This window comes from Bradyrhizobium sacchari, from assembly GCF_002068095.1.
GTDB classification, from domain to species: domain Bacteria; phylum Pseudomonadota; class Alphaproteobacteria; order Rhizobiales; family Xanthobacteraceae; genus Bradyrhizobium; species Bradyrhizobium sacchari.
This window is the reverse complement of the sequence record NZ_LWIG01000010.1, coordinates 262161-282981: the sequence shown is the minus strand read 5'-3', so window position 1 is coordinate 282981 and position 20821 is coordinate 262161. Positions and strand designations below refer to the sequence as shown.

General features: G+C 63.2%; 23 protein-coding genes and 1 pseudogene. 19 read left to right on the top strand and 5 right to left on the bottom strand.

Annotated features, from left to right (window positions below; translation table 11 throughout):
- Window positions 1–379 precede the first annotated feature (379 nt).
- From nifH to A5906_RS14870, 11 genes are all read left to right on the top strand, one after another.
- Window positions 380–1264, top strand: coding sequence for a nitrogenase iron protein (gene nifH, locus A5906_RS14920; RefSeq protein WP_080136150.1), 885 nt, complete (start codon window positions 380–382; stop codon window positions 1262–1264).
- A 77-nt stretch (window positions 1265–1341) separates the two neighbouring features.
- Window positions 1342–2067, top strand: coding sequence for a nitrogen fixation protein NifQ (locus A5906_RS14915; RefSeq protein WP_080136016.1), 726 nt, complete (start codon window positions 1342–1344; stop codon window positions 2065–2067).
- Complete coding sequence (gene irr, locus A5906_RS14910; RefSeq protein WP_430642384.1) at window positions 2045–2560, top strand: Fur family transcriptional regulator Irr; 516 nt, start codon at window positions 2045–2047, stop codon at window positions 2558–2560. Before A5906_RS14915 ends, irr begins: the two co-directional genes overlap by 23 nt.
- A 141-nt stretch (window positions 2561–2701) precedes the next feature.
- Window positions 2702–3883 carry a homocitrate synthase gene (gene nifV / locus A5906_RS14905; protein WP_080136014.1) on the top strand — a complete coding sequence of 394 codons (1182 nt, stop codon included), beginning with the start codon at window positions 2702–2704 and terminating at the stop codon, window positions 3881–3883.
- 7 nt (window positions 3884–3890) lie between these two features.
- The gene (gene cysE, locus A5906_RS14900; protein ID WP_080136012.1) at window positions 3891–4676 is read left to right on the top strand and encodes a serine O-acetyltransferase; all 786 of its coding nucleotides are present in this window, start codon (window positions 3891–3893) and stop codon (window positions 4674–4676) included.
- Window positions 4669–4998 carry a nitrogenase stabilizing/protective protein NifW gene (gene nifW / locus A5906_RS14895; RefSeq protein WP_080136010.1) on the top strand — a complete coding sequence of 110 codons (330 nt, stop codon included), beginning with the start codon at window positions 4669–4671 and terminating at the stop codon, window positions 4996–4998. The genes cysE and nifW overlap by 8 nt, the downstream gene beginning before the upstream one ends.
- Before the next feature lie 194 nt (window positions 4999–5192).
- The gene (locus A5906_RS14890) at window positions 5193–6035 is read left to right on the top strand and encodes an electron transfer flavoprotein subunit beta/FixA family protein (RefSeq protein ID WP_080136008.1); all 843 of its coding nucleotides are present in this window, start codon (window positions 5193–5195) and stop codon (window positions 6033–6035) included.
- A 19-nt stretch (window positions 6036–6054) separates the two neighbouring features.
- Window positions 6055–7161: an electron transfer flavoprotein subunit alpha/FixB family protein gene (locus A5906_RS14885; RefSeq protein ID WP_080136006.1), complete on the top strand. Its 1107-nt coding sequence runs from the start codon at window positions 6055–6057 to the stop codon at window positions 7159–7161.
- Window positions 7162–7177: 16 nt separating this feature from the next.
- On the top strand, window positions 7178–8485 hold the full coding sequence (locus A5906_RS14880; protein WP_080136004.1) for an FAD-dependent oxidoreductase: 1308 nt from the start codon (window positions 7178–7180) through the stop codon (window positions 8483–8485).
- Between the two features lie 40 nt (window positions 8486–8525).
- Entirely contained in the window at window positions 8526–8822 is a 297-nt protein-coding gene (locus A5906_RS14875; protein WP_080136002.1) for a ferredoxin family protein, read from the top strand.
- A 6-nt stretch (window positions 8823–8828) separates the two neighbouring features.
- Entirely contained in the window at window positions 8829–9035 is a 207-nt protein-coding gene (locus tag A5906_RS14870; RefSeq protein ID WP_080136000.1) for a TOBE domain-containing protein, read from the top strand.
- On the opposite strand, the gene A5906_RS43035 is transcribed toward A5906_RS14870, so the two are convergent.
- The 4 genes and pseudogenes from A5906_RS43035 to modA form a co-directional block, all read right to left on the bottom strand.
- Entirely contained in the window at window positions 9009–9617 is a 609-nt protein-coding gene (locus A5906_RS43035) for a DUF2478 domain-containing protein (protein WP_167523668.1), read from the bottom strand. The genes A5906_RS14870 and A5906_RS43035 overlap by 27 nt on opposite strands.
- Window positions 9618–9677: 60 nt before the next feature.
- Window positions 9678–10376 (bottom strand): annotated as a pseudogene (modC, locus tag A5906_RS43030) (molybdenum ABC transporter ATP-binding protein); the annotation flags it as partial.
- Window positions 10373–11059: a molybdate ABC transporter permease subunit gene (modB, locus tag A5906_RS14860; RefSeq protein ID WP_080135998.1), complete on the bottom strand. Its 687-nt coding sequence runs from the start codon at window positions 11057–11059 to the stop codon at window positions 10373–10375. The pseudogene modC and the gene modB, both read right to left, overlap by 4 nt.
- 5 nt (window positions 11060–11064) lie before the next feature.
- A complete protein-coding gene (gene modA, locus A5906_RS14855; protein ID WP_080136148.1) occupies window positions 11065–11817 on the bottom strand; it encodes a molybdate ABC transporter substrate-binding protein in 753 nt (250 codons plus the stop codon).
- A 237-nt stretch (window positions 11818–12054) separates the two neighbouring features.
- Here modA and modD point away from each other — a divergent pair, with 237 nt between their 5' ends.
- Window positions 12055–13041 carry a ModD protein gene (gene modD / locus A5906_RS14850; RefSeq protein WP_080135996.1) on the top strand — a complete coding sequence of 329 codons (987 nt, stop codon included), beginning with the start codon at window positions 12055–12057 and terminating at the stop codon, window positions 13039–13041.
- A gap of 396 nt (window positions 13042–13437) precedes the next feature.
- Here modD and A5906_RS14845 read toward each other — a convergent pair whose 3' ends face one another.
- A complete protein-coding gene (locus A5906_RS14845; protein ID WP_080135993.1) occupies window positions 13438–13992 on the bottom strand; it encodes an Lrp/AsnC family transcriptional regulator in 555 nt (184 codons plus the stop codon).
- A 384-nt stretch (window positions 13993–14376) separates the two neighbouring features.
- On the opposite strand from A5906_RS14845, the gene A5906_RS14840 reads away from it, so the two are divergent.
- From A5906_RS14840 to A5906_RS14810, 7 genes are all read left to right on the top strand, one after another.
- Entirely contained in the window at window positions 14377–15132 is a 756-nt protein-coding gene (locus tag A5906_RS14840; protein WP_080135990.1) for an enoyl-CoA hydratase/isomerase family protein, read from the top strand.
- Window positions 15062–15913 (top strand): creatininase family protein, encoded by an 852-nt coding sequence (locus tag A5906_RS14835; RefSeq protein ID WP_245326739.1) that lies wholly within the window; start codon window positions 15062–15064, stop codon window positions 15911–15913. Before A5906_RS14840 ends, A5906_RS14835 begins: the two co-directional genes overlap by 71 nt.
- Before the next feature lie 209 nt (window positions 15914–16122).
- The gene (locus A5906_RS14830) at window positions 16123–17277 is read left to right on the top strand and encodes an LLM class flavin-dependent oxidoreductase (protein ID WP_080135987.1); all 1155 of its coding nucleotides are present in this window, start codon (window positions 16123–16125) and stop codon (window positions 17275–17277) included.
- Between the two features lie 10 nt (window positions 17278–17287).
- On the top strand, window positions 17288–18067 hold the full coding sequence (locus A5906_RS14825; protein WP_080135985.1) for an enoyl-CoA hydratase/isomerase family protein: 780 nt from the start codon (window positions 17288–17290) through the stop codon (window positions 18065–18067).
- A 2-nt stretch (window positions 18068–18069) separates the two neighbouring features.
- Window positions 18070–19968: an AMP-dependent synthetase/ligase gene (locus tag A5906_RS14820; RefSeq protein WP_080135982.1), complete on the top strand. Its 1899-nt coding sequence runs from the start codon at window positions 18070–18072 to the stop codon at window positions 19966–19968.
- The gene (locus tag A5906_RS14815) at window positions 19965–20315 is read left to right on the top strand and encodes a VOC family protein (RefSeq protein WP_080135979.1); all 351 of its coding nucleotides are present in this window, start codon (window positions 19965–19967) and stop codon (window positions 20313–20315) included. Before A5906_RS14820 ends, A5906_RS14815 begins: the two co-directional genes overlap by 4 nt.
- Window positions 20316–20371: 56 nt before the next feature.
- On the top strand, window positions 20372–20821 hold a 450-nt coding region (locus A5906_RS14810; protein WP_080136146.1), incomplete at its 3' end, for a flavin reductase family protein.

The window sequence follows — 20821 nt, the reverse complement described above, 5'->3', positions numbered from 1 at the left end:
CAAATCGCTTCGAAACAGGAGTTAGCAATTTCCGTTCCGCATCCGCGCAGCCGCAATCGCGGTGCATTTGCACCGCCATCGTTGCGACCCTTGTCCGGTTCCTGACAGTGGCCCTACCTCTGTAGGGTTCGGCACAGCTTCTGTCGGCCGCTTGCGCTGAAATATTTCGCGAGTGCGATCAGCGCCTTAGAGCGCGCGCAGCGAATGGCACGCCAGTTGCTATTTGGATGCAGCAACAACGAGTGAGGGCTGAGAGCACGCCGACGCCGCTGGCGAGCGATGTTCTCCTTCCCGAACCCCGCGGGCCCACGCTTCTGAGAGAGAAGCAATCTCGCGCGAGAAGCGCGGAGTCATTGGCAATCGGTTGATGGAGAGCAACATGTCTTCACTGAGGCAAATCGCGTTTTACGGCAAGGGTGGTATCGGTAAATCGACGACGTCGCAGAACACGCTCGCGGCGCTCGCCGAGATGGGTCACAAGATCCTGATCGTCGGTTGCGATCCCAAGGCGGACTCGACCCGCCTGATCCTGCACGCCAAGGCGCAGGACACCATTTTGAGCCTGGCGGCCAACGCCGGCAGCGTCGAGGACCTCGAGATCGAGGACGTCATGAAAGTCGGCTACCAGAACATCCGCTGCGTCGAGTCCGGTGGTCCGGAGCCGGGCGTCGGCTGCGCGGGCCGCGGCGTCATCACCTCCATCAACTTCCTGGAAGAGAACGGCGCCTATGAGGACATCGACTACGTGTCCTACGACGTGCTCGGCGACGTCGTCTGCGGCGGCTTCGCGATGCCGATCCGCGAGAACAAGGCGCAGGAAATCTACATCGTGATGTCCGGCGAGATGATGGCGATGTATGCCGCCAACAACATCTCCAAGGGCATTTTGAAATACGCCAATTCCGGCGGCGTGCGCCTCGGCGGCCTGGTCTGCAACGAACGCCAGACCGACAAGGAGCTTGAGCTGGCGGAAGCGCTGGCCAAGAAGCTCGGCACTCAGCTCATCTATTTCGTGCCACGCGACAATATCGTTCAGCACGCTGAGCTGCGTCGCATGACCGTTCTGGAATATGCGCCGGACTCCAAGCAGGCGGATCATTATCGCAACCTCGCGACCAAGATCCACAACAACGGCGGCAAGGGCATCATCCCGACCCCGATCAGCATGGACGAGCTCGAGGACATGCTGATGGAGCACGGCATCATGAAGGCGGTCGACGAAAGCCAGATCGGCAAGACTGCCGCCGAACTCGCGACGGCCTGACGATCCTGCCGGCCTCCCCGCATCGGGGAGGCCGGCACATGTCGACGATCCCTGCGGCATAACCGGCGGAGCTTTCCGTGATTGCGACGCAAGCGACTACGATCGGGGCGACGGCGCGTCTCCCGGCAGGGCCCGACGTCGATGGGCCGCATGCAGGAATAGAGTTCTACCGCCTGCTGACCGGCTGTGAGCCGGCGGAAGCCGACATCAGCGCCGACGACGATTTCGATCGTCATGTGCTGGCTTCGATCCTGGCCGCTGCAGTGATGGACGGCGGTTCGATCGCAGAGCGCGCCGGCCTTTCGGAACAGGAATTCAACAATCTGCTCGCCTTCTATTTTCCGTCGGCTACGGTCCGCGCCTTCGCGTGGGTGCCGAAAGCGACTTCCGGGATCGATGACGAGACCGTTATGGTGCGCGATCTCCTCCTCGCGCAGCGCTCGACGGTCGGCGAGGTCGGTCGTTGGCTGGCGGCGATGGTGGCGCGGCGCGCGATGGAGCCGAACCATCTCTGGGAAGATCTCGGCTTGCGCGAGCGGGCGGAACTGTCGCGCCTGCTGATGCGTCATTTCGCGCCACTGGCGGCCCGCAACACCAGGAATATGCGCTGGAAGCGCTTCTTCTACCGCATGCTCTGCGAGGATGACGGCTTCGTGATGTGCACGACGCCGGTCTGCACGCAATGCAACGACTTTGACCTCTGCTTCGGCGAGGAAGGCGGCGAGAGCCGCATGGCCGAACGCCGTCGGGAATTTTTGCGCGGCGGCGGCGATCATGCCGATGCCGGTGGCAAGTCAGTGTGAGATGATCATGGACGTTTCCGCTCAAATGTCCCTTCTCGACGCGGCGAATCTGTCGCTGCCGAGCTGCGATGAGATCGGCGAGGACAGAGCCGTCGCGTCGCGCCGCCTGCGCGATGCGGGCCTGAGGCCAACGCGTCAGCGCGTGTTGCTGGGAGAGTTGCTGTTCGGCCAGGGTGACCGGCATGTCACCGCCGAGATGCTCTTTGCCGAGGCGACGGCAGCCAATATCCAGCTCTCATTGGCGACGGTCTACAACACGCTGAACCAGTTCACCCAGGCCGGACTCTTGCGCCGCATTGGCCCGGATGGCTCGCGGTCATTCTTCGACACCAACGCGACGGTCCATCCGCATTTCTATCTTCACGGCGAGGATAAGTTGATCGACGTGCCGGAGACGCTCGTCCTCGCGCAGGTGCCCGAGCCTTTGCCGGGCCACGAGATCTCGCGGCTCGACATCATCATCCATATCCGCCGCAAGCCTGCCGACATCTGACACGCCTGTCTGATGCTGTCGTATTTGCGACAAAGCGGACAGCGCCAATAAGTCCATCAATTTCAGATGCTTGGCGATCGTTCTGACGATGGCACGGGGGTTGCTGAACTCCCGATCGGAATGAATGATTGGAGTACGCGGATGGCGCTTTCCGGCCCAACGACCAGATCGGACGGGGTTCAGCCTCGACCCATCGTTCTCAACGACACCACCTTGCGCGATGGCGAACAGGCGCCCGGCGTCGCTTTTACCACCGCGGAAAAAGTCTCGATTGCCCGCGCGCTGGCCTCGGCTGGCGTCACCGAGATCGAAGCCGGCACGCCTGCAATGGGCCATGACGAGGTGAGCGCGATCCGGGCTGTCGTCGAGGCCGACCTGCCGGCAACCGCGATCGGCTGGTGCCGGATGCGGACCGCGGACGTCGATGCGGCGATCGCGGCCGGTGTCTCCATGGTGAACGTCTCGATTCCGGCCTCCGACGTGCAGATAGCCGCCAAGCTCGGCGGCGGCCGGCCGGCCGCGCTGGAGCAAGTGAGGCGGGTGGTCGGCTACGCCCGCGACAAGGGCCTCGAGGTTGCGGTCGGCGGCGAGGATTCGTCGCGCGCCGATGTCGGCTTCCTGGTCGAGCTGATCGCGATCGCAAAGGCCGCTGGCGCGCGCCGCTTCCGCATTGCCGATACGCTGAGTGTGCTGGATCCGGACGCCGCCTTTGCGCTGATCGCCGCGCTTCGCGCCACGACCGACCTCGAGCTTGAATTCCACGGTCACGACGATCTGGGCCTTGCGACCGCCAATACGCTCGCCGCAATCAAGGCCGGCGCGACCCATGCGTCCGTTACCGTGATCGGTCTCGGTGAGCGGGCCGGCAATGCCCCGCTGGAGGAGGTCGCGGTCGCGCTGAAACAGCTCTACGGCTGTGATACCGGCGTGGTGCTGTCCGAACTGGAGAAGGTGGCATCCGTGGTCGCCTCTGCGGCGGCACGCGCCATTCCGCTCAACAAGGCGATCGTCGGCGAGCACGTCTTCACCCACGAATCAGGCATCCATGTCGACGGCCTGTTGAAGGACCAGCGTACCTACCAGGCGCTGGATCCGCGGCTGCTCGGCCGTTCCAACCGCATCGTGATCGGTAAGCATTCGGGGCTTGCCGCGATCACCGCGCTGCTGGGTGAACTCAAGCTGTCCGTCAGCACGGAAGAAGCAAAGTCCGTTCTCGCCTGCGTCCGCCAGCATGCCGTCGAGCACAAGGGAGCCGTCGGCCGGGAGACGGTAGCGGCGATCTGGCGCGAGGTGCGCAAGCGCTCGCTTCCCAATTGTGCGTGAGGGTGTCATGGCCTGTGTCGTCGATATTCCGCTCGCCGAACCGTCTCCTTCCGGACCGGTCAAGGCGTCTCTGTCCAAATTGATCCGTGAGGACATCGGCTGCGTGCGCCAGCGCGATCCCGCCGCGCGCGGACAGCTCGAAACGCTGCTGACCTATCCCGGCATCCACGCCCTGATCTGGTATCGGATCGCCAACCGGCTGTGGCTCTCCGGCTGGCGCTTTCCGGCGCGACTGCTGTCCTGGTTTGGCCGCTTTGTCAGCAACGTCGACATCCATCCCGGCGCGCGCATCGGCCGGCGTTTCTTCATCGACCATGGCGCCTGCGTCGTCATCGGCGAGACCGCCGAGGTCGGCGACGACGTCACGCTCTATCACGGCGTCACGCTCGGCGGCACGTCGTGGTCTCCTGGCAAGCGCCATCCGACGCTGGAAGACCGTGTCGTGGTGGGGGCGGGGGCCAAGATCCTCGGGCCGATCACGGTCGGCGCCGGATCGCGCGTCGGAGCCAATTCGGTGGTGATCGACAGCACGCCGCCCGACGTCACCGTTGTTGGCATCCCGGCGCGCGTGGTGCGGCCACAGCTCAGTCATCGTCGCGTGGTCGGCAAGATCGACCTTGATCATCATCTGATGCCCGATCCCGTCGGCGACGCCATCGAAGTGCTGCTCGACCGGGTCGAGTTCCTGGAGGCGCGGCTCACCCACATGCAGAAGCGCCTGCGTGACGCCGGCGTGCCGACGACGCCGCCCCATGAGACGTCGCACAACTTGACGGAGGTCGACAATGGCTGACGGAATCCTCGCGCAACTAAACAAGGCCTCCGCAGCCGAGGAGTTCTTCACGCTGCTCGGCGTCGATTACGACCCGAGGATCATCAATGTGGCGCGACTGCATATCCTCAGGCGCATGGGCCAATACCTCGCCGGGGAAGATTTTAGCGGAGTGGCGGACGAGACCGTGGCAACACGGTGCAAGACCGTTCTGGAGCGCGCCTATGCCGACTTCGTCGCGTCCTCGCCGATCGATCAGCGCGTCTTCAAGGTCCTGAAGGACGCCGTCGCGCCACAGCCGAACAAGGGGCCGACATTGGTGCAGATCGGCACGCTGAAATGAACCCGCGTTCTGTCGCATTTGCGACGCGTGTCGCAGCAGCGTTGTCGGCTCCACTGCCCAAGGCGGATGCAAGCGATACCGTCGCTCTTCTAAGTCTCTGCATCGACATCTGATTTTCATCGTTCGCGCAGTTGGTACGACACTTGCAGTTCTTGCTCTGAACCGAGTTCTGGAGACGAGTCCTGGAGAAGCAAATGCACATCGTCGTCTGCATCAAGCAGGTCCCCGACTCCGCGCAGATTCGCGTCCATCCGGTGACCAACACCATCATGCGTCAGGGGGTGCCGACCATCATCAACCCCTATGACCTCTTCGCGCTCGAAGCAGCGCTCGAGCTGCGCGACCAGTTCGGCGGCGAGGTCACCGTGCTGACGATGGGGCCGCCCTCGGCTGAGGATTCCTTGCGCAAGGCGCTGACCTTCGGCGCCGACCGCGCCGTGCTGCTGACCGACCGCTTCTTTGCCGGCGCCGATACGCTGGCCACCACCTACGCGCTGGCCACCGCGATCCGCAAGATCTCGACCGAGTTCGGCGCCCCCGATCTCGTCTTCACGGGAAAGCAGACCATCGACGGCGACACCGCGCAGGTCGGTCCCGGCATCGCCAAGCGGCTCGGCCTGTTGCAGCTCACCTATGTCGCGAAGATCAGCGCGCTCGATCTGACGGCCCGGACCATCGACGCCGAGCGGCGCTCCGAGGGAGGCGTACAGCTCCTGCGCACCAAGCTGCCGTGCCTCGTCACCATGCTTGAGGCGACCAACCAGATTCGCCGCGGCGCCATGGCCGATGCTCTGCGCGCCGCGCGTGCGCCGATCGTGAAATGGAGCGCGCAGGAGGCTGGCGTTGAGGACATCTCGAAATGCGGCCTGCGCGGCTCGCCGACGATCGTCAAGCGCGTGTTCGCGCCCGCCGCCCGCAGCGAGAAGGCGACACTGATTGAGGTCGGCGAGCAGCCGGCGGAAGCACTGATCGACGCCATCTTCAAGCGTCAGCCGGCGCTGGAGACAGAGCTCGCGGCGCTGGCGCGAGGCTTTTGAGGCGAGGGGAGCAAGCACCATGAGCACTGCACCGAAAACCGCCGCACCCGCTGCCGGCCGCGCCGCGACCAAGAAGGAGCTGCCCGAGCATTTCAAGGCCTACAAGCATGTCTGGGTCTTCATCGAGCAGGAGCGCGGCCAGGTTCACCCCGTGTCCTGGGAGTTGATGGGTGCCGGCCGCAAGCTCGCCGACAAGCTCAAGGTTGATCTCGCCGCGGTCGTGATCGGGCCGGAAGGCGAGACGACGCAGAGCGCTGCCGCGGAGTCCTTCTGTTACGGCGCCGACCTCGTCTACATGGTGGCCGACAATTTGCTCGCCGACTATCGCAACGAGTCCTACACCAAGGCGCTGACCGACGTCGTCAACACCTACAAGCCGGAGATCCTCCTGCTCGGCGCCACCACGCTCGGCCGCGACCTCGCGGGTTCGGTGGCGACGACCCTGCTCACCGGCCTCACTGCCGATTGCACCGAGCTCGATGTCGATGCCGACGGATCGCTCGCCGCGACACGCCCCACCTTTGGCGGCTCGCTGCTCTGCACGATCTACACGCTGAACTACCGGCCGCAGATGGCGACGGTACGCCCGCGTGTGATGCCGATGCCGGAGCGCACAGTGCGTCCGGTCGGCCGCATCGTCAGCCATCCGCTGGGACTCGACGAAGACGATATCGTGACGAAGGTGCTGTCATTCCTTCCCGACCGCGACTCGGCAAAGTCCAATCTCGCTTATGCCGACGTCGTCGTCGCCGGCGGCCTGGGGCTTGGCTCGCCGGAAAATTTCCAGCTGGTGCGCCAACTCGCCACCGTCCTCGGCGCCGAATATGGCTGCTCGCGGCCGCTGGTGCAGAAGGGCTGGGTCACATCCGACCGGCAGATCGGCCAAACCGGCAAGACCATCCGTCCAAAGCTCTACATCGCCGCGGGCATTTCCGGCGCGATCCAGCATCGCGTCGGCGTCGAGGGTGCGGATTTGATCGTTGCCATCAATACCGACAAGAACGCGCCGATCTTCGATTTCGCCCATATGGGCATCGTCACCGACGCCATCCGGCTGCTTCCGGCCCTGACCGCGGCGTTCCGCGCCCGGTTGTCACCCCATTCGCGCGATCGGATCGCAAGCTAGAGGAGGGAGAAGCGCCATGATCGAGGAGAAGTTCGATGTCATCGTCGTCGGCGCCGGCATGGCCGGCAACGCGGCGGCGCTCACGCTGGCCCAGCGGGGGCTGAAAGTACTCCAGCTCGAGCGAGGCGAATATTCCGGCTCGAAGAACGTGCAGGGCGCGATCCTCTATGCCGACATGCTGGAGAAGCTGATCCCCGATTTCCGCGAGGATGCACCGCTGGAGCGGCATCTGGTCGAGCAGCGCTTCTGGATGATGGATGGCCGCTCGCACACTGGCCTGCATTACCGCTCCGACGATTTTAACGAAGAGAAGCCGAACCGCTATACCATCATCCGCGCGCAGTTCGACAAATGGTTCTCGCAGAAGGTCCGTGAGGCCGGCGCCACAGTGCTGTGCGAAACGACGGTGACCGAGCTCGCGCAAGACGCTTATGGCAAGGTGATCGGTGTCCGCACCGACCGCGTGGACGGCGAGATCCATGCCGACGTTGTCGTACTGGCCGAGGGAGTCAACGGCCTGCTCGGGACCCGCGCGCATCTGCGCGAGCGGCCCAAGCCCGACAAGGTCGCGCTCGCCGTGAAGGAGATGCACTTTTTGCCGCGCGAGACCATCGAGGCCCGCTTCAACCTCAAGGGCGACGAGGGCGTGGTGATCGAGGCCGCCGGCACCATCTCCCGCGGGATGACCGGCATGGGCTTCATCTACGCCAACAAGGAGTGCATCTCGCTCGGCATCGGCTGCCTGGTCTCCGATTTCCAGCGCACCGGCGAGACGCCGTACGGCCTGCTTGATCGCTTCAAGCGGCACCCGTCGGTCGCCCCGCTGATCGAGGGCTCCGAGGTGAAGGAATATGCCGCTCATCTCATCCCCGAGGGAGGCTTCAAGGCGATTCCGCAGCTCTACGGCGAGGGTTGGGTCGTGGTCGGCGACGCCGCCCAGCTCAACAACGCCATCCATCGCGAGGGGTCGAATCTTGCGATGACCTCGGGCCGGATAGCGGCGGAGGCGATCTTCCAGGTCAAGTCGCGCAAGGATCCGATGACGGCGGAGAACCTGTCGCTCTACAAGACCATGCTGGACCAGTCCTTCGTCATCAAGGACCTGAAGAAGTACAAGGACATGCCTGCGCTGATGCACACCCAGTCGCAAAACTTCTTCCTGACCTATCCGGAGCTTGTCTCCAAGGCGATGCAGAATTTCCTGCGCGTCGACGGTACTCCGAAGGTGGACAAGGAAAAGACGACGTTCAAATCGTTCATCAAGGCACGGTCGTGGAGCGGACTATTCGGCGACGCCTTCCGCCTCGCGCGCGCCTGGCGATGAGACACAAGGACATAGAGCACCAACGACGGAGACCGAAGCCATGTCGATCGAGCCATCCGTACGTGTCGAGGACAAGCTGTTCTACAACCGTTATCTGGTCGACACCGGCCGGGCCCACATCAAGGTGCGGCCCCACACGACGCCGTCGCCAGAACTCCTGACGATGCTGAAGGCCTGCCCGGCACGCTGCTACGAGCTCAACGACAAGGGCCAGGTCGAGATCAGCGTCGACGGCTGCATCGAGTGCGGCACCTGCCGCGTGATCTGCGAGGGGAGCGGCGACATCGAGTGGAGCTATCCGCGCGGTGGCTACGGCGTGCTGTTCAAGTTCGGCTAACCCGTCATGAAGCTCAGCGCCCGCAACATTCTCCCGGGGCGGATCGTCGCCGTCACCAAGGGAACGACGACGGCCCATGTGAAGATTGAGCTCGCACCGGGCCTGGTCGTATTTTCCGCGATCACCAACGAGGCCGTGGACGACCTCGCCCTGAAAGTGGGCGATGCCGTCTCGGCCGTGATCAAGTCATCCGACGTGATGATCGGCAAATAGGGCCGCAGGAGCATCGGAGGGCAGCCGCGCTGCGCGGGCTCGCTTGATGCGCGATGACATGTCCTGCCACCAGCCCTCGATCGCACCTCGTTCGCACAACAGGCTGGTGCCGATACCGCCGGTGAAAGTGTTCCAGGCGTCCAGGCATTTTTCGGGCACGGCCGTGAGTACGGGGATACCGGCGGCGATGGCGTCGGCTAATTCGCTGCGCAGGCCTTCGCCGGCCGCTTCCTGCTTGGAGAACTTGTTGGTCACGACGAGGTCGACATCCGCCGCGATCGCGCGTGTGACGGCGACCGCCGCTTCGGCCAATCCCGCAGCGTCGAGCTTGCAGGCCGTCGCGCCCGAGCCGAGCGGCTGGCAGATCGAGATCTCGCGGCCGGTCATGAGGTCGATGGCCTGCATGCCGACCTGACAGCCGGCGCCGTCCTTGATGTTGCGCTGGACGACCCCGCCGATCCGCTCGCCCGACCGCGCCAGAGTCTCGGCGAAGTCGGCGAGCAAGGTATCGACGTCGTCCTGCGAGCGGTAAAGTATGGCGGCGATACGGTTCGGGTCGATGTCGTGGAAGTCGATCGGCATGGAAGTCATCCTCGTCCGGTTTCCTACGCTCTTCCGTCGTGGCGAGCAATCTCCATGCCGATCGCGGCTCCCGGCCAGCGGTATCGGATGGAGGGTATGCAGCGGGCCGGAGCCAACGACGCGGCCTTGCTCCATCAGCACCAGATGATCGGCAAAGCGCTCGATCTCGCTCATGTCATGGCTGATATAGAATACCGGCAGCGACAGCCGTTCGTGCACGCACTCGAGGAACGGCAAGATCTCGTTTCTGGTGGCGTGGTCGAGTGCGGCCAGTGGCTCGTCCATCAGCAGAAGCTTCGGCTGCGACAGTAGCGCGCGGCCGATCGCAACGCGCTGCCGCTCGCCGCCGGAGAGGCGGTGCGGCGAGCGATCGAGCAGGGCGGCAAGGCCGAGCAGGTCCACGACCTCGTCGAAGGTAATCTGCATGCCTGCGGCCTTCGGTGCGCCGAACAGCAGATTGCGGCGTACGGAAAGATGGGGAAACAGGCTCGCTTCCTGGAACACATAGCCGATCGGTCGTCGATGCACCGGGCGAAACGACTTGCGGTCCTGCCAGATATCACCGTCGACCGCGCAAAAGCCGTCGGCCATGCGCTGCAGGCCGGCGATGCAGCGCGCCATACTGGTCTTGCCGCAGCCGGAAGGGCCGAAGATTGCGGTAACGCCGGTAGCGGGCACGCTGAGTTCGGCATCGAGCATGAAATTGCCTAGCCTGCCGCGGAAGGCCGCGTTGATGCGGCCGGGTTCGGCCGTCCTCATGCCGCAGCCCTCGCAGCGCGCTTGTCGACCAGCGTCATGATCAGGATCACGGCGAAGGCGAAGATCACCATGAAGCCTGCAAGAATGCTCGCCTCGCGCCAGCGCGAGGTCTCGACATAGTCGAAGATCGCGACCGACAGCACCTTGGTGCGGCCGGGAATGTTACCGCCGATCATCAGCACCAGGCCGAACTCGCCGACGGTGTGCGCGAAGCCGAGCACGGCGCCGGTGAGGAAGCCGGGCCTCGCCAGCGGCACTGCGACGGTCCAGAATGTTCGCCAAGGCGAAGCGCGCAAAGTGGCGGCGACCTCGAGCGGACGCTCCCCCTTGGCGGAGAAGGCGTTCCGGATCGGCTGCACCACAAAAGGCATCGAATACACCACCGAGCCGATGACCAGGCCCTCGAAGGTGAAGGCGAGCGTGCGTCCGCCCCAGAAGCTTGCGATCCATCCGCCCGGTCCGTCGGGGCCGAGCATGACCAGGAGATAGAAGCCGAGCACGGTCGGCGGCAGTACGAGCGGCAGTGCGATGATGCTCGCGGCTATCTCGGTCCACCAGCCCTTGGCGTGCGCCAGCCACCAGGCGAGCGGCGTTGCCAGCATCAGCAGGATCGCGGTCGAGATCGTGGCGAGCTCGACCGTTAGCAAGACCGACTGGCGGATCTCCGGCGACCAGATCTCCATGCGCGTCAGCTCTGTCCGTCCAGCACGTAGCCGTATTTCTCGATGATGACGCGCGCCTCGGGATCCCTGAGGAAGGCGATGAACGCGCCGGCGGCGTCGTTTCCGGCACCCGTCTTGAGCAGCACCGCGTCCTGGCGGATCGGATTATAGAGCGCCGGCGGCACCACCCAACGCGAACCTGCCTCGCTGCTGGTCAGTTGCGACAGTGCGACGAAGCCGACCTCGGCATTCCCTGTCTCGACGAACTGATAGGCCTGGGTGATGGTCGCACTCTCCACCAGCTTCGGCTTCAACGTTTCGTACAGATTCAGCGACTTCATGGTTTCCACCGCGGCGAGCCCGTAGGGCGCGGCGGCCGGATTGCAGATCGAGAGCTTTGCGAAGGACGCGGCCTTCAGCGTCTCCTCGCCCGTTACGATTCCGGGCGATTTGCTCCACAGCACGAGCTTGCCGATCGCGTAGGTGAAGCGGCTGTCTGCGACCGCAAGGCCGTCCTCGACGAGCTTCTTCGGTCGTGAATCGTCGGCGGACAGGAAGACCTGGAACGGCGCGCCCTGCGTGATCTGGGTGTAGAACTGTCCGCTCGCGCCGAAGCTCAGCACCGCCTCGTGTCCGGTCCTCTGCTTGAACAGGGCGGCGATCTCCTTGGCGGCATCGGTGAAGTTGGCGGCCACGGCGACGTTGGTCTGGGCGGCCTGCGCCCCGGTGGATGCGAGCAGCAAGCCTGCGGCGACGGCGATCGTGCGAAACAGTTTCATGATGAACTCCAGCGGACGGTAACCGCCTCCGCGCGAGCCCGATTGCTGCGAGGCGATGACCATGATGAGGCTCAGCAATTGGCGTGCCGGATGCGCCGAGCGGAGTCTGGTGCGCGCCTTGCAGAAATGAACGTCGAAAGCGGGACGTCCTGCCCCTTGCGGCGGCCGGACCGGCGATCCGTGTCGGGTTTGCGACAGAGTCGTCGGCAAGCCGACAGCAATGAAGGGAAGCACGGCATGACAACGGTTGCGTCGCGCGCCGAGCTCGAGCGTCTGTTGGAGGACGACGTGCCCTACGGCGATCTCACCACCGAGGCGCTCGGGGTCGGCGCGACCAGGGGCGTCATGCAATTTGCCGCGCGCTTACCAATGGTGCTGGCGCTCGCCGAGGATGCCGCCGCGATCATCGCGCTCGCCGGCTGCGAGGTGGAGCTGTTCGCCGAATCCGGCGCGGCGCTGGAGCAGGGCGCCCCGATTCTCGAGGCGCGCGGTCCGGCCGCCGGCCTGCTGCGGAGCTGGAAGGTGGCGCAGACCCTGATCGAGATCTGGTCGGGCGTGGCCAGCGAGACCCGCGCCATCGTCGACGCTGCGAGGGCGATCGCGCCGCAGATTCCGGTTGCCTGCACGCGCAAGAACGTGCCGGGCACCAAGCGCTTTGCGGTCGCGGCGGTGAAGGCCGGCGGCGCCGTGATGCATCGGCTCGGCCTCTCGGAGACGGTGCTGGTGTTCCCCGAGCACCGCGCCTTTCTCGGTGATCTGCCGCTGTTTCAAGCGGTCGAGCGATTGCGCCGGGCGGCGCCGGAGAGGAAGCTTGTGATCGAGGTGAAGACCGCCGAGGCCGCGCTTGCCGCGGCGGTCGCCGGTTTCGACGTCATTCAGGCCGATAAGTTTTCACCAGCTGATATCGCCGCGCTGGTCAAGCGCATTGCATCCATGGCCTATACGCGGGCCCGTCCGATCATTGCTGCCGCCGGTGGCGTCAATGCGGCGAATGCTGCCGACTATGCGGAGGCGGGCGCCGATGTCCTTGTCACGTCGTCGCCCTACATGGCGAAGCCGAGGGACGTGCAGGTGCGGATCGCGGCAGACGATGAAAGCAGGCGCAGCGCGCGTGAGGTCAGCGGTTCGAGGCCTGGATCGTCAACTGGCGCGATCCGCGACGATGCCTCACCAATCGGCTCGTGCTGGGCTGCTCGTGTCCGAAAAGGCTCGCACGACACCTGATGCGTGACAGCAATAGAGGCCGCTCACGCTCCGCCCGAACCTGCTGACGATCAATCCCGACCGGGTGTTGAGCACCAATCGCCAAAGGCTCGGTGGGTGACACGGCAGCGAGATGCTGTTTGCGCCAAGCGATCACGCTCTGTTGAGGCACTCGTTGACGCTGCGCTGACCTTGATCTTCAAGTCCGGTGCCTGATCGGACTTGATCAATCTCGCGCTCGTTGACAGGCGAACGCCGTTCCGCCCCGGCCGCAGCATGGCGGTGAGGTCGTAGAGGCGGGCAGCCGCAGCGAGCAAATGATTCCGCTCTCCGAGGGCACCATAAGCCCTCGATATGCGTGGCGACCGCTTCCCACAGTCCGAGCCATAAATTGTAGGAAAATCTTGTGGTCGCATATCAGGCGAGGGCTTGTAGGTGGCGATGTAGGGGTGGGCGATGTCGTCCCGAGTCGGTCGACGCCGACTTTACCTGGATCGGCCTGGATACATCGAGCGGCAGTGCTCGCCGGCTGGAGACGTTGCGCACTGCGAGACCAGAGCGGATACTCGCGACACCGACGATCCGGGATACGCGTGCAATCAGATTTTCGAGGTCGGAGACGTCGGAGACAATGGCACGCAATAGATAATCCTGATCTCCGACCATGAGATAGCAGTCCATGATTTCGGCAATATGACCGACTTCGGTAGCAAAGCCGTCGCGGACACTCTGCACGTGTTTTTCCAACGTCACCTGGATGAATGCCATGACGCGCAGGCCGACCATCTGCGGATCGACCACGGCGACGCGACGATTGATCACACCGAGCCGCTCCAGATTCTTCACCCGGGCAAGACAAGGGGACGGGGAGAGGTGGACGCGCGAGGCCAGCTCGACATTGGTGAGACTGGCGTCATTCTGAAGTTCTTGCAGGATCCGCAGATCGATTTTGTCCAGCGTGTCAAAGCTCATCGAGACCTCCTTAGCTTCCCCAACTACCCGCCGGGCGAGTTTTTCTGGGAAGAGCCGCAGCTTCGGGTATTCGAGGAGGCTAAAGCGGCTCTAGAGGTCTGTATTTCGCTAAATTGTCATCTTGTATCGAAAAACAGACAACCTTGAAATTTATGTCATAAGCCGCCCTTCGATCTGACCAATATCGATCCAGTCGGCTGATCAGGAATGGATCAAATTGCTCAATCGGGGTGCTAAGTTCTTGCGCGGTTGGAAGGACCGGGAACGCGGTGCAGCAGAAAAGTCGGCACGGAGCGTTTCGCGCAATCTTTTCTGCCGTCGATCGGGTCGAGCTTCTCACAATACGGTAGCTCATTCAACGCGGATCTCGTTAGCTTATCGGGCATGATGGATGCAGACATTCTCAAGATCAGGCGTGAACCGGATCTCGTCGTCCTCACGATGAACCGGCCTCCCGCAAACGCCCTAAATTATGCGCTGATTGCGCGCTTGCTCGAAGAGATTAGGCGCCTGGAATCCGAGCCGGAACCGCCCGGTATCGTTCTGACCGGCGAGGGAGATCGCTTCTTCAGTGCTGGCGGTGATATTCGCGAAGTCACCGGGCTGCAAGTCGCCGCGGCGCGCATTCGCTTTTTCCATGCAGTGTTGTGCGCGTTCGAGCGTTATCCCGGTCCCGTTGTCTGTGCTGTGCGCGGTTACGCGGTCGGCGGCGCCCTCGAATTTCTTCTGCATTCCGATCACGTGATTGCCGACCACAAGGCCCAGATCGGCTTTCCCGAGATCAATCACGGTCTTCTGCCGGTGGCCAAAGGCATGCGCCAGGCCGCTCTGCGGCTGGGAATGCGGGCGGCGCAGGCCTTGCTCTATTCAGGAGGCCTCGTGGATGCGGGAAAAGCGATGCAGATCGGTGCCTTCGACGAAGTGGTCAACACCGACGCCGTACTTGATCGCGCGATCGATGTCTGTCGGGACTTCCGAAGCAAGGACCAAAAACTCTTTGCGGCCATCAAGCGATCATTGAATTTGACGGGCCAGCTGAGCGATAATCAGCTTGAACAGATGACGGTCGATGACCTCGGCCAATATCTCGACAACGACGACTCCGCAGATGCCCGCGCGCGGTTTCTCGCCAGGAAATGAAAGCAAGATGACGGACGATACATCCACGGACGCCCTGAAGCTCGAGTTCATGACGTTCGAGGAAGTGGCGGCTGCGTTGAAGGACGGCTTCGACACCGTGCTCGTGCCGTGCGGTGCGATCGAGCAGCATGGGCCCCATCTGCCCCTGTGCGTGGATGCCGATCATGCCGAGCATCTAGCAGTGTTGATCGCTCGCGACCTTGGCAAGACGCTCATTGCGCCGACCATCAAGGTTGGTTGCTCGTCGCATCATCTAGCACTGTCAGGGACAATCTCCCTGCGCAACGAGACGTTCGAGGCGGTCTGCCAGGATTACTGCACCAGCCTCGCCCGGCACGGCTTCAGGCGCATTCTGCTGTTCTCGGGCCATATCGGCAATTTTCCTGTTCTGGCGGACATGCTGCCGCGCTTGCGCCGGGCAACCGACGCCCAGGCCCGAATCGCCGCCTATACGGACTCTCAAGCCTGGATCCAATGCTGGCGTCATGCCGTCCAGACTGCCGGAGGCGATCCGGAGAATGTCGGTGGTCACGCGGATATCGCCGAAACGTCTCTGATGCTCAAGCTACGGCCTGAGAGTGTCCGCATAGATCGCTTCGTGCGCGGCCATCTCGGCGCGCTGACACCCGATCAACTGGATCTGATGTGGAAGAACGGCATCGTGTCCGTGTCCAGAAACGGCGTCATCGGCGATCCGCATGGATCGACGGCCGCGATCGGAGACCAATGTTTGCATGAAGTTGGCGGCCTTCTGGCGAATTTCTTCCGCACTATGGACTGAGACTTCCGCGTCGCTCTTGCCGACATCTCATCAAGACCCTGCAACTACGTTGCGGGGTCTTTTCCGTTTTGAATCCGCAATGACCGCGCATCCTTTCGTGCAGCAGGAAATACGGGAATCCATATCTCTCGGCGTCACCTTCGGGAGAAAATATCGTTCGACCTATGACAGTCTCCTTGCATCAGAGGCGATGCGAAGGGAAACGATGCATGTCACTCAAGTTTGGATTGTGGTCGGAGCAGGAAACGCAGGTCGGACACAGCTATGCTCGCAGACTGCACGAACTTGTCGACGAGGCCAGGCTCGCCGAGAAGATGGGCTTCGACTTCGTCGCGCTGTCGGAGCAGCATGTTGCGCTCGGCGGCATATCGAGTTCGGCTCCCGAAGTCGTCTTCGGTTATCTTGCGGCTGTCACCCAGCGGATTCGGCTCCGCACTGCAGTGACCCTGATGCCTCAGCGCATCAACCATGCCCTCCGTTCGGCCGAGCGGCTCGCCGTCAGCGATATTCTTTCTCACGGACGGATGGAAATGTATTGCGGCCGCGCGAACACGACGATCGCCATGCGCGCTTTCAACGTCGACCCCAAGGAAACCTTGCCGCAGATGGAAGAAGGCATGGCCCTGCTGCGTAAGTCGATGCGCGAGGACATCTTCACGTTCGATGGTCAGTACTATCAGGTGCCGCCTCGCATGCTGGTGCCGAAGCCGGTACAAAAGCCATATCCCGTAATTGGCATTGCGGCGACGAGCGAGCGCAGCCACGCGTGGGCGGGCGCGGAAGGTTTGGCTCTCATGAGCGCCACGATTTACCAGGGTTTCGAGAATCAGCAGAAGCTGATCGATGCCTATCAGAAGGCCTGGAAGCGCGACGAGACCGGTCCTCTCGATCGTCCGCGCGTGGGCGTGCCGCTGTTCTTCGGTATCGGGAAGACCGATCAGGCCGCCAAGGACGACTACGCCGAAGCGCTGATGCACTACGCGCGCATCTCGACCGACGCCTATCCGCGTCTCGCCAAGCTCGCCGACGACTACTCCTATATGAGCGAGAGCGTGCCTGCGATGGAGCGTGCAGGCCGCGATTGGGATTATCTGCTCAATCATTCGGGCACCACCGTGTGCGGCAGTCCCGATACCGTCATCCGCCAGATCGAGAAATTCCAGGCGATGGGCATCCAGGAGGTGCTTCTGCATCTCGACTCCGTGACTCACGAGAAGATCATGGAGGGAATCGAAATGGTAGGCCGCTACGTCATTCCGCACTTCAACGACCGCAACAACGTCGTTCGCCCGACCGACGAGATCCTCGACAGGATCAGGGCGATGCGTCCGCGAAACGATTCCCCGGCGGCCAAGTCGGCCTGAGGAGACCGCCATGACGTCCTATAACTACAGGTATCTGCTCATCGACAAGCGTCCCAGCGGCGTCGCCGTCGTGACGATGAACCGCCCCGAGCTCCTCAATGCCGTGAACTGGGAGATGCACCACGAGCTCGAGCGCGTCTTCGTCGACCTCGATTCCGACAAGGATGTCCGCGCCATCGTGCTGACCGGCGCGGGCCGCGGTTTCTGCTCGGGCGGCGACCAGAAGTCGCTCGACAAAGTCGCGATCCCGTCGCCGACGCGGGCCGGACGTCACCTGATCCGTAACATCCTGGAGGTCGAGGCCCCCGTCATCGCCGCCGTCAACGGCGCCGCGGTCGGGCTGGGAGCGACTCTCGCCCTGATGTGCGACGTGATCTTCGCCCATTCAAGCGCGCGCTTCGCCGATACCCACGTCACTGCGGGCGTCGTCGCGGGCGACGGCGGCGCTGTCATCTGGCCTCTCCTGATCGGGCCGGCGCGCGCCAAGCACTATCTGATGACTGGCGATTTCATCTCCGCCGAAAAGGCGGCGGCGATGGGGATGATCAACGAGGTGGTGACCGAACGCGACGTCCGCGACCACGCGATCGAATATGCCGAAATGCTGGCGAGCGGTCCGCGCGAAGCGATTGCCTGGACCAAATACTCGGTCAACAAGATCATCAAGGAGTATACCCACCTGCTGCTCGACACGTCGATTGCGCTGGAAACGCTGACCTTTGCGAGCCCCGAGCGCCGCGAGGCCGTCGCTGCCTTCGCCGAGAAGCGCAAGCGTTTCGCGGAGAAGTGACGATGACAGAGCCAACGCGCACGTCTGGCGCCCAATATGCCGACGTGACGATCCCGAGCCTGCTGAGGGCCAGAAGTGTCGAGCGAGCCGTGGAGGTCGCCTTCTGTCAGAAGCGAAACGGCAAATGGCTTCGCACCACCTGGCGTGACTACGCTTCGCTCGTCTGCCGCATCTCCGCTGCAATGAAGGCGGTTGGGCTCAATCGCGGAGACCGCGTCGCGATCATGGGGGACGTGTCGCAGGAGTGGCTCTTGGCCGACATGGCCACGATCTGCTCGGGCGCCGTGACGGTCGGCATATACTTCACCTCTTCGCCGGAGGAAGTCGACTACTACCTGCGGGATTCGGGGGCGCGCATTGCCTTTGTCGGCAGCGAGCGGCAGCTTCGCGTCTTTCTCTCCGGCAGCCAGGCGACCGAACTCGAGAAGATCATCATTATGGATCCCGGCTGGAGCGGGGCTTCGCCGGCAAATAACGTCACGACGCTGGCCGAATTTATCCGCGGGGTCACGGTCGATGCCGGCGCGGCGCTGGCCGAGGAAGCTGCGACCGCGAAAGCCTCCGACATCGCAACGATCGGCTACACCTCGGGAACGACCGGTTATCCCAAGGGAGCCATTCTGAGCCATACGGCCCTGCTTGCGGGGGCGCATACGAACATCACGTTCTGTCCACCGCTCGCAACCGAGCCGCAACGGGTTGTCGTGCATCTGCCGATGTCCCACACCGTCGCCCGCGCGCAAGCCACGACAACGCCGCTCATCACGCGCATCGTACCCTATTTCGGCGAGACCACGGCCGAATTCGCCGCGACGATTCGCGAAGTGAAGCCGACCTTCTACATGGCGCCGCCGCGGTTCTATCAGCGCAATGCGGCGCAGATCCTCAGCAAGGTCCAGTCCGGATCGGCTCGGCTCCGCCAGGACTACAAGCACGCGATGCGGATCGCGAAGACGGTGCTCGCGCATCGCCAGGCGGGCCGCGAAGCGAATCCCTTTCTCGACGGTCTGTTCGAAGTGTGCTGCGAGAAGGTGTTTCGTCCTCTGCTCGCCGAAGTTGGCTTTGATCAGCTCACCTATCCTTACACTGCCTCGGCGCCGATGCCGTCGGAGGTCATGACCCTCTGGCAGCTCTGGGGACTGAACCTCAAGGAGTGCTACGGCCAGACCGAAATGGTGGGCGGGAATCTCGGCCAAATGGCGGATTGGTCGAAGGCCGGCACTGTCGGCATTCCGGTTCAGGACCCGGCATGGGAAACCCGGGTTCTCGAAGACGGCGAAATGATCGTGCGCGGTCCGGGCCTCTTCAGTGGCTACTGGAACAAGCCCGCGGAAACGCAATCCGCGCTGAGGGATGGATGGCTCTACACGGGGGACGTAGTCCAGGTTCAGCCCGATGGGGCCTTCAAGCTCGTCGATCGCAAGAAGGAAATCATCAACACCTCGGGCGGCAAATCGGTCAGTCCGACCCAGATCGAGAACGAACTGCGCCAGAGCCCGTATATCTCTGAAGCCGCTGTGATCGGCGAGGGTAAGAAGTACCTCACGGCCCTGATCGAAGTTGATGCCACAACCGGCCTGGACTGGGCGCGGTCGCGCGATGATCAGGTGAAGGAATACAAGGACCTCGCTAAATCGGAGATCGTGATCCGCCTGATCGAGGGCGAAGTCGCAAAGGCCAACATGCGGCTCGCGCGCGTCGAGCAGATCAAGTCGTTCCGCATCCTCCCGGAAGAACTCTCGCCCGACAGCGGCGTCATGACGCCCACGCGCAAGAAGCGCCGCAAGCCGCTGATGGAGCGGTACAAGTCACTGATCAACACCCTCTATGACGATTCCGAAGAGCAGCTCATCAAGGATCAATTGTCGCCGGCATCTAAGTCGCACGGGGTCAGTCCATGAAAATCAAGCACGCGTACCTGACGGCGTCGAATCCCGAGGCCCTGGCGCAATTCTATCGCGAGATCGGAATGCCGGTTCGTTTCGCCGATGGCGAACGATGGATACAGTTCGCAACGGATGGCGCCGCTTTCTGCATCGCGGGTCTGGACGAATCGGCCGTGGAGCCGTCCTCGAATGCCGTTGTCGTCTTCGAAGTCGAGAAGCTTGAAGGCACGCTGGCCAAAGCCGTCGACGCGGGCGGGACGAACATCTCGGGCATCCGCGACATGGGCAGCCACGGCCGTGCGGCCCAGATTCGCGATCCCCAGAACAACCTGATCCAGTTCTTCGAGCGGTCCAAAGCATGAGCGAGGTCGCTGTTGCCGCTCGCCTGGAGCCGCGTGCCAAAGCCGAAAGAGACGCCATGACTGCCGAAGCCTATTTCGACTCGAACAATCTCGTCGACAGCGCATCGTTCAAGCGGGCGCTGAGAAGCGTGGCTGGCGCGGTGTCGATCGTGACGTCGGGATCTTATCCGTCGCGCCACGGTCTGACCGTTACCGCCGCCTGTTCGCTGTCCATCGAGCCTTCGACGGTCCTCGTCTGCATCAACAAATCGGCAGGGGCGCACGACACGATTGTCAGGACGCGCTCGTTCGGCTGGAACCTGTTGTCCTCCTGTCATGTGCCGCTCGCCCAGAAGTTCGCCGGACTTGACGGCAGCAAAGGCGACATCCGCTTCGTTGATGAGGAATGGTACTCGCTTAGAACTGGCGCGCCCATTCTGATCGGTGCGCTTTGCAGCTTCGACTGCAGCGTCATCGGGGTGCATCCGACCGGCACGCACACGGTCTTTGTCGGGGCGGTGCTGGCC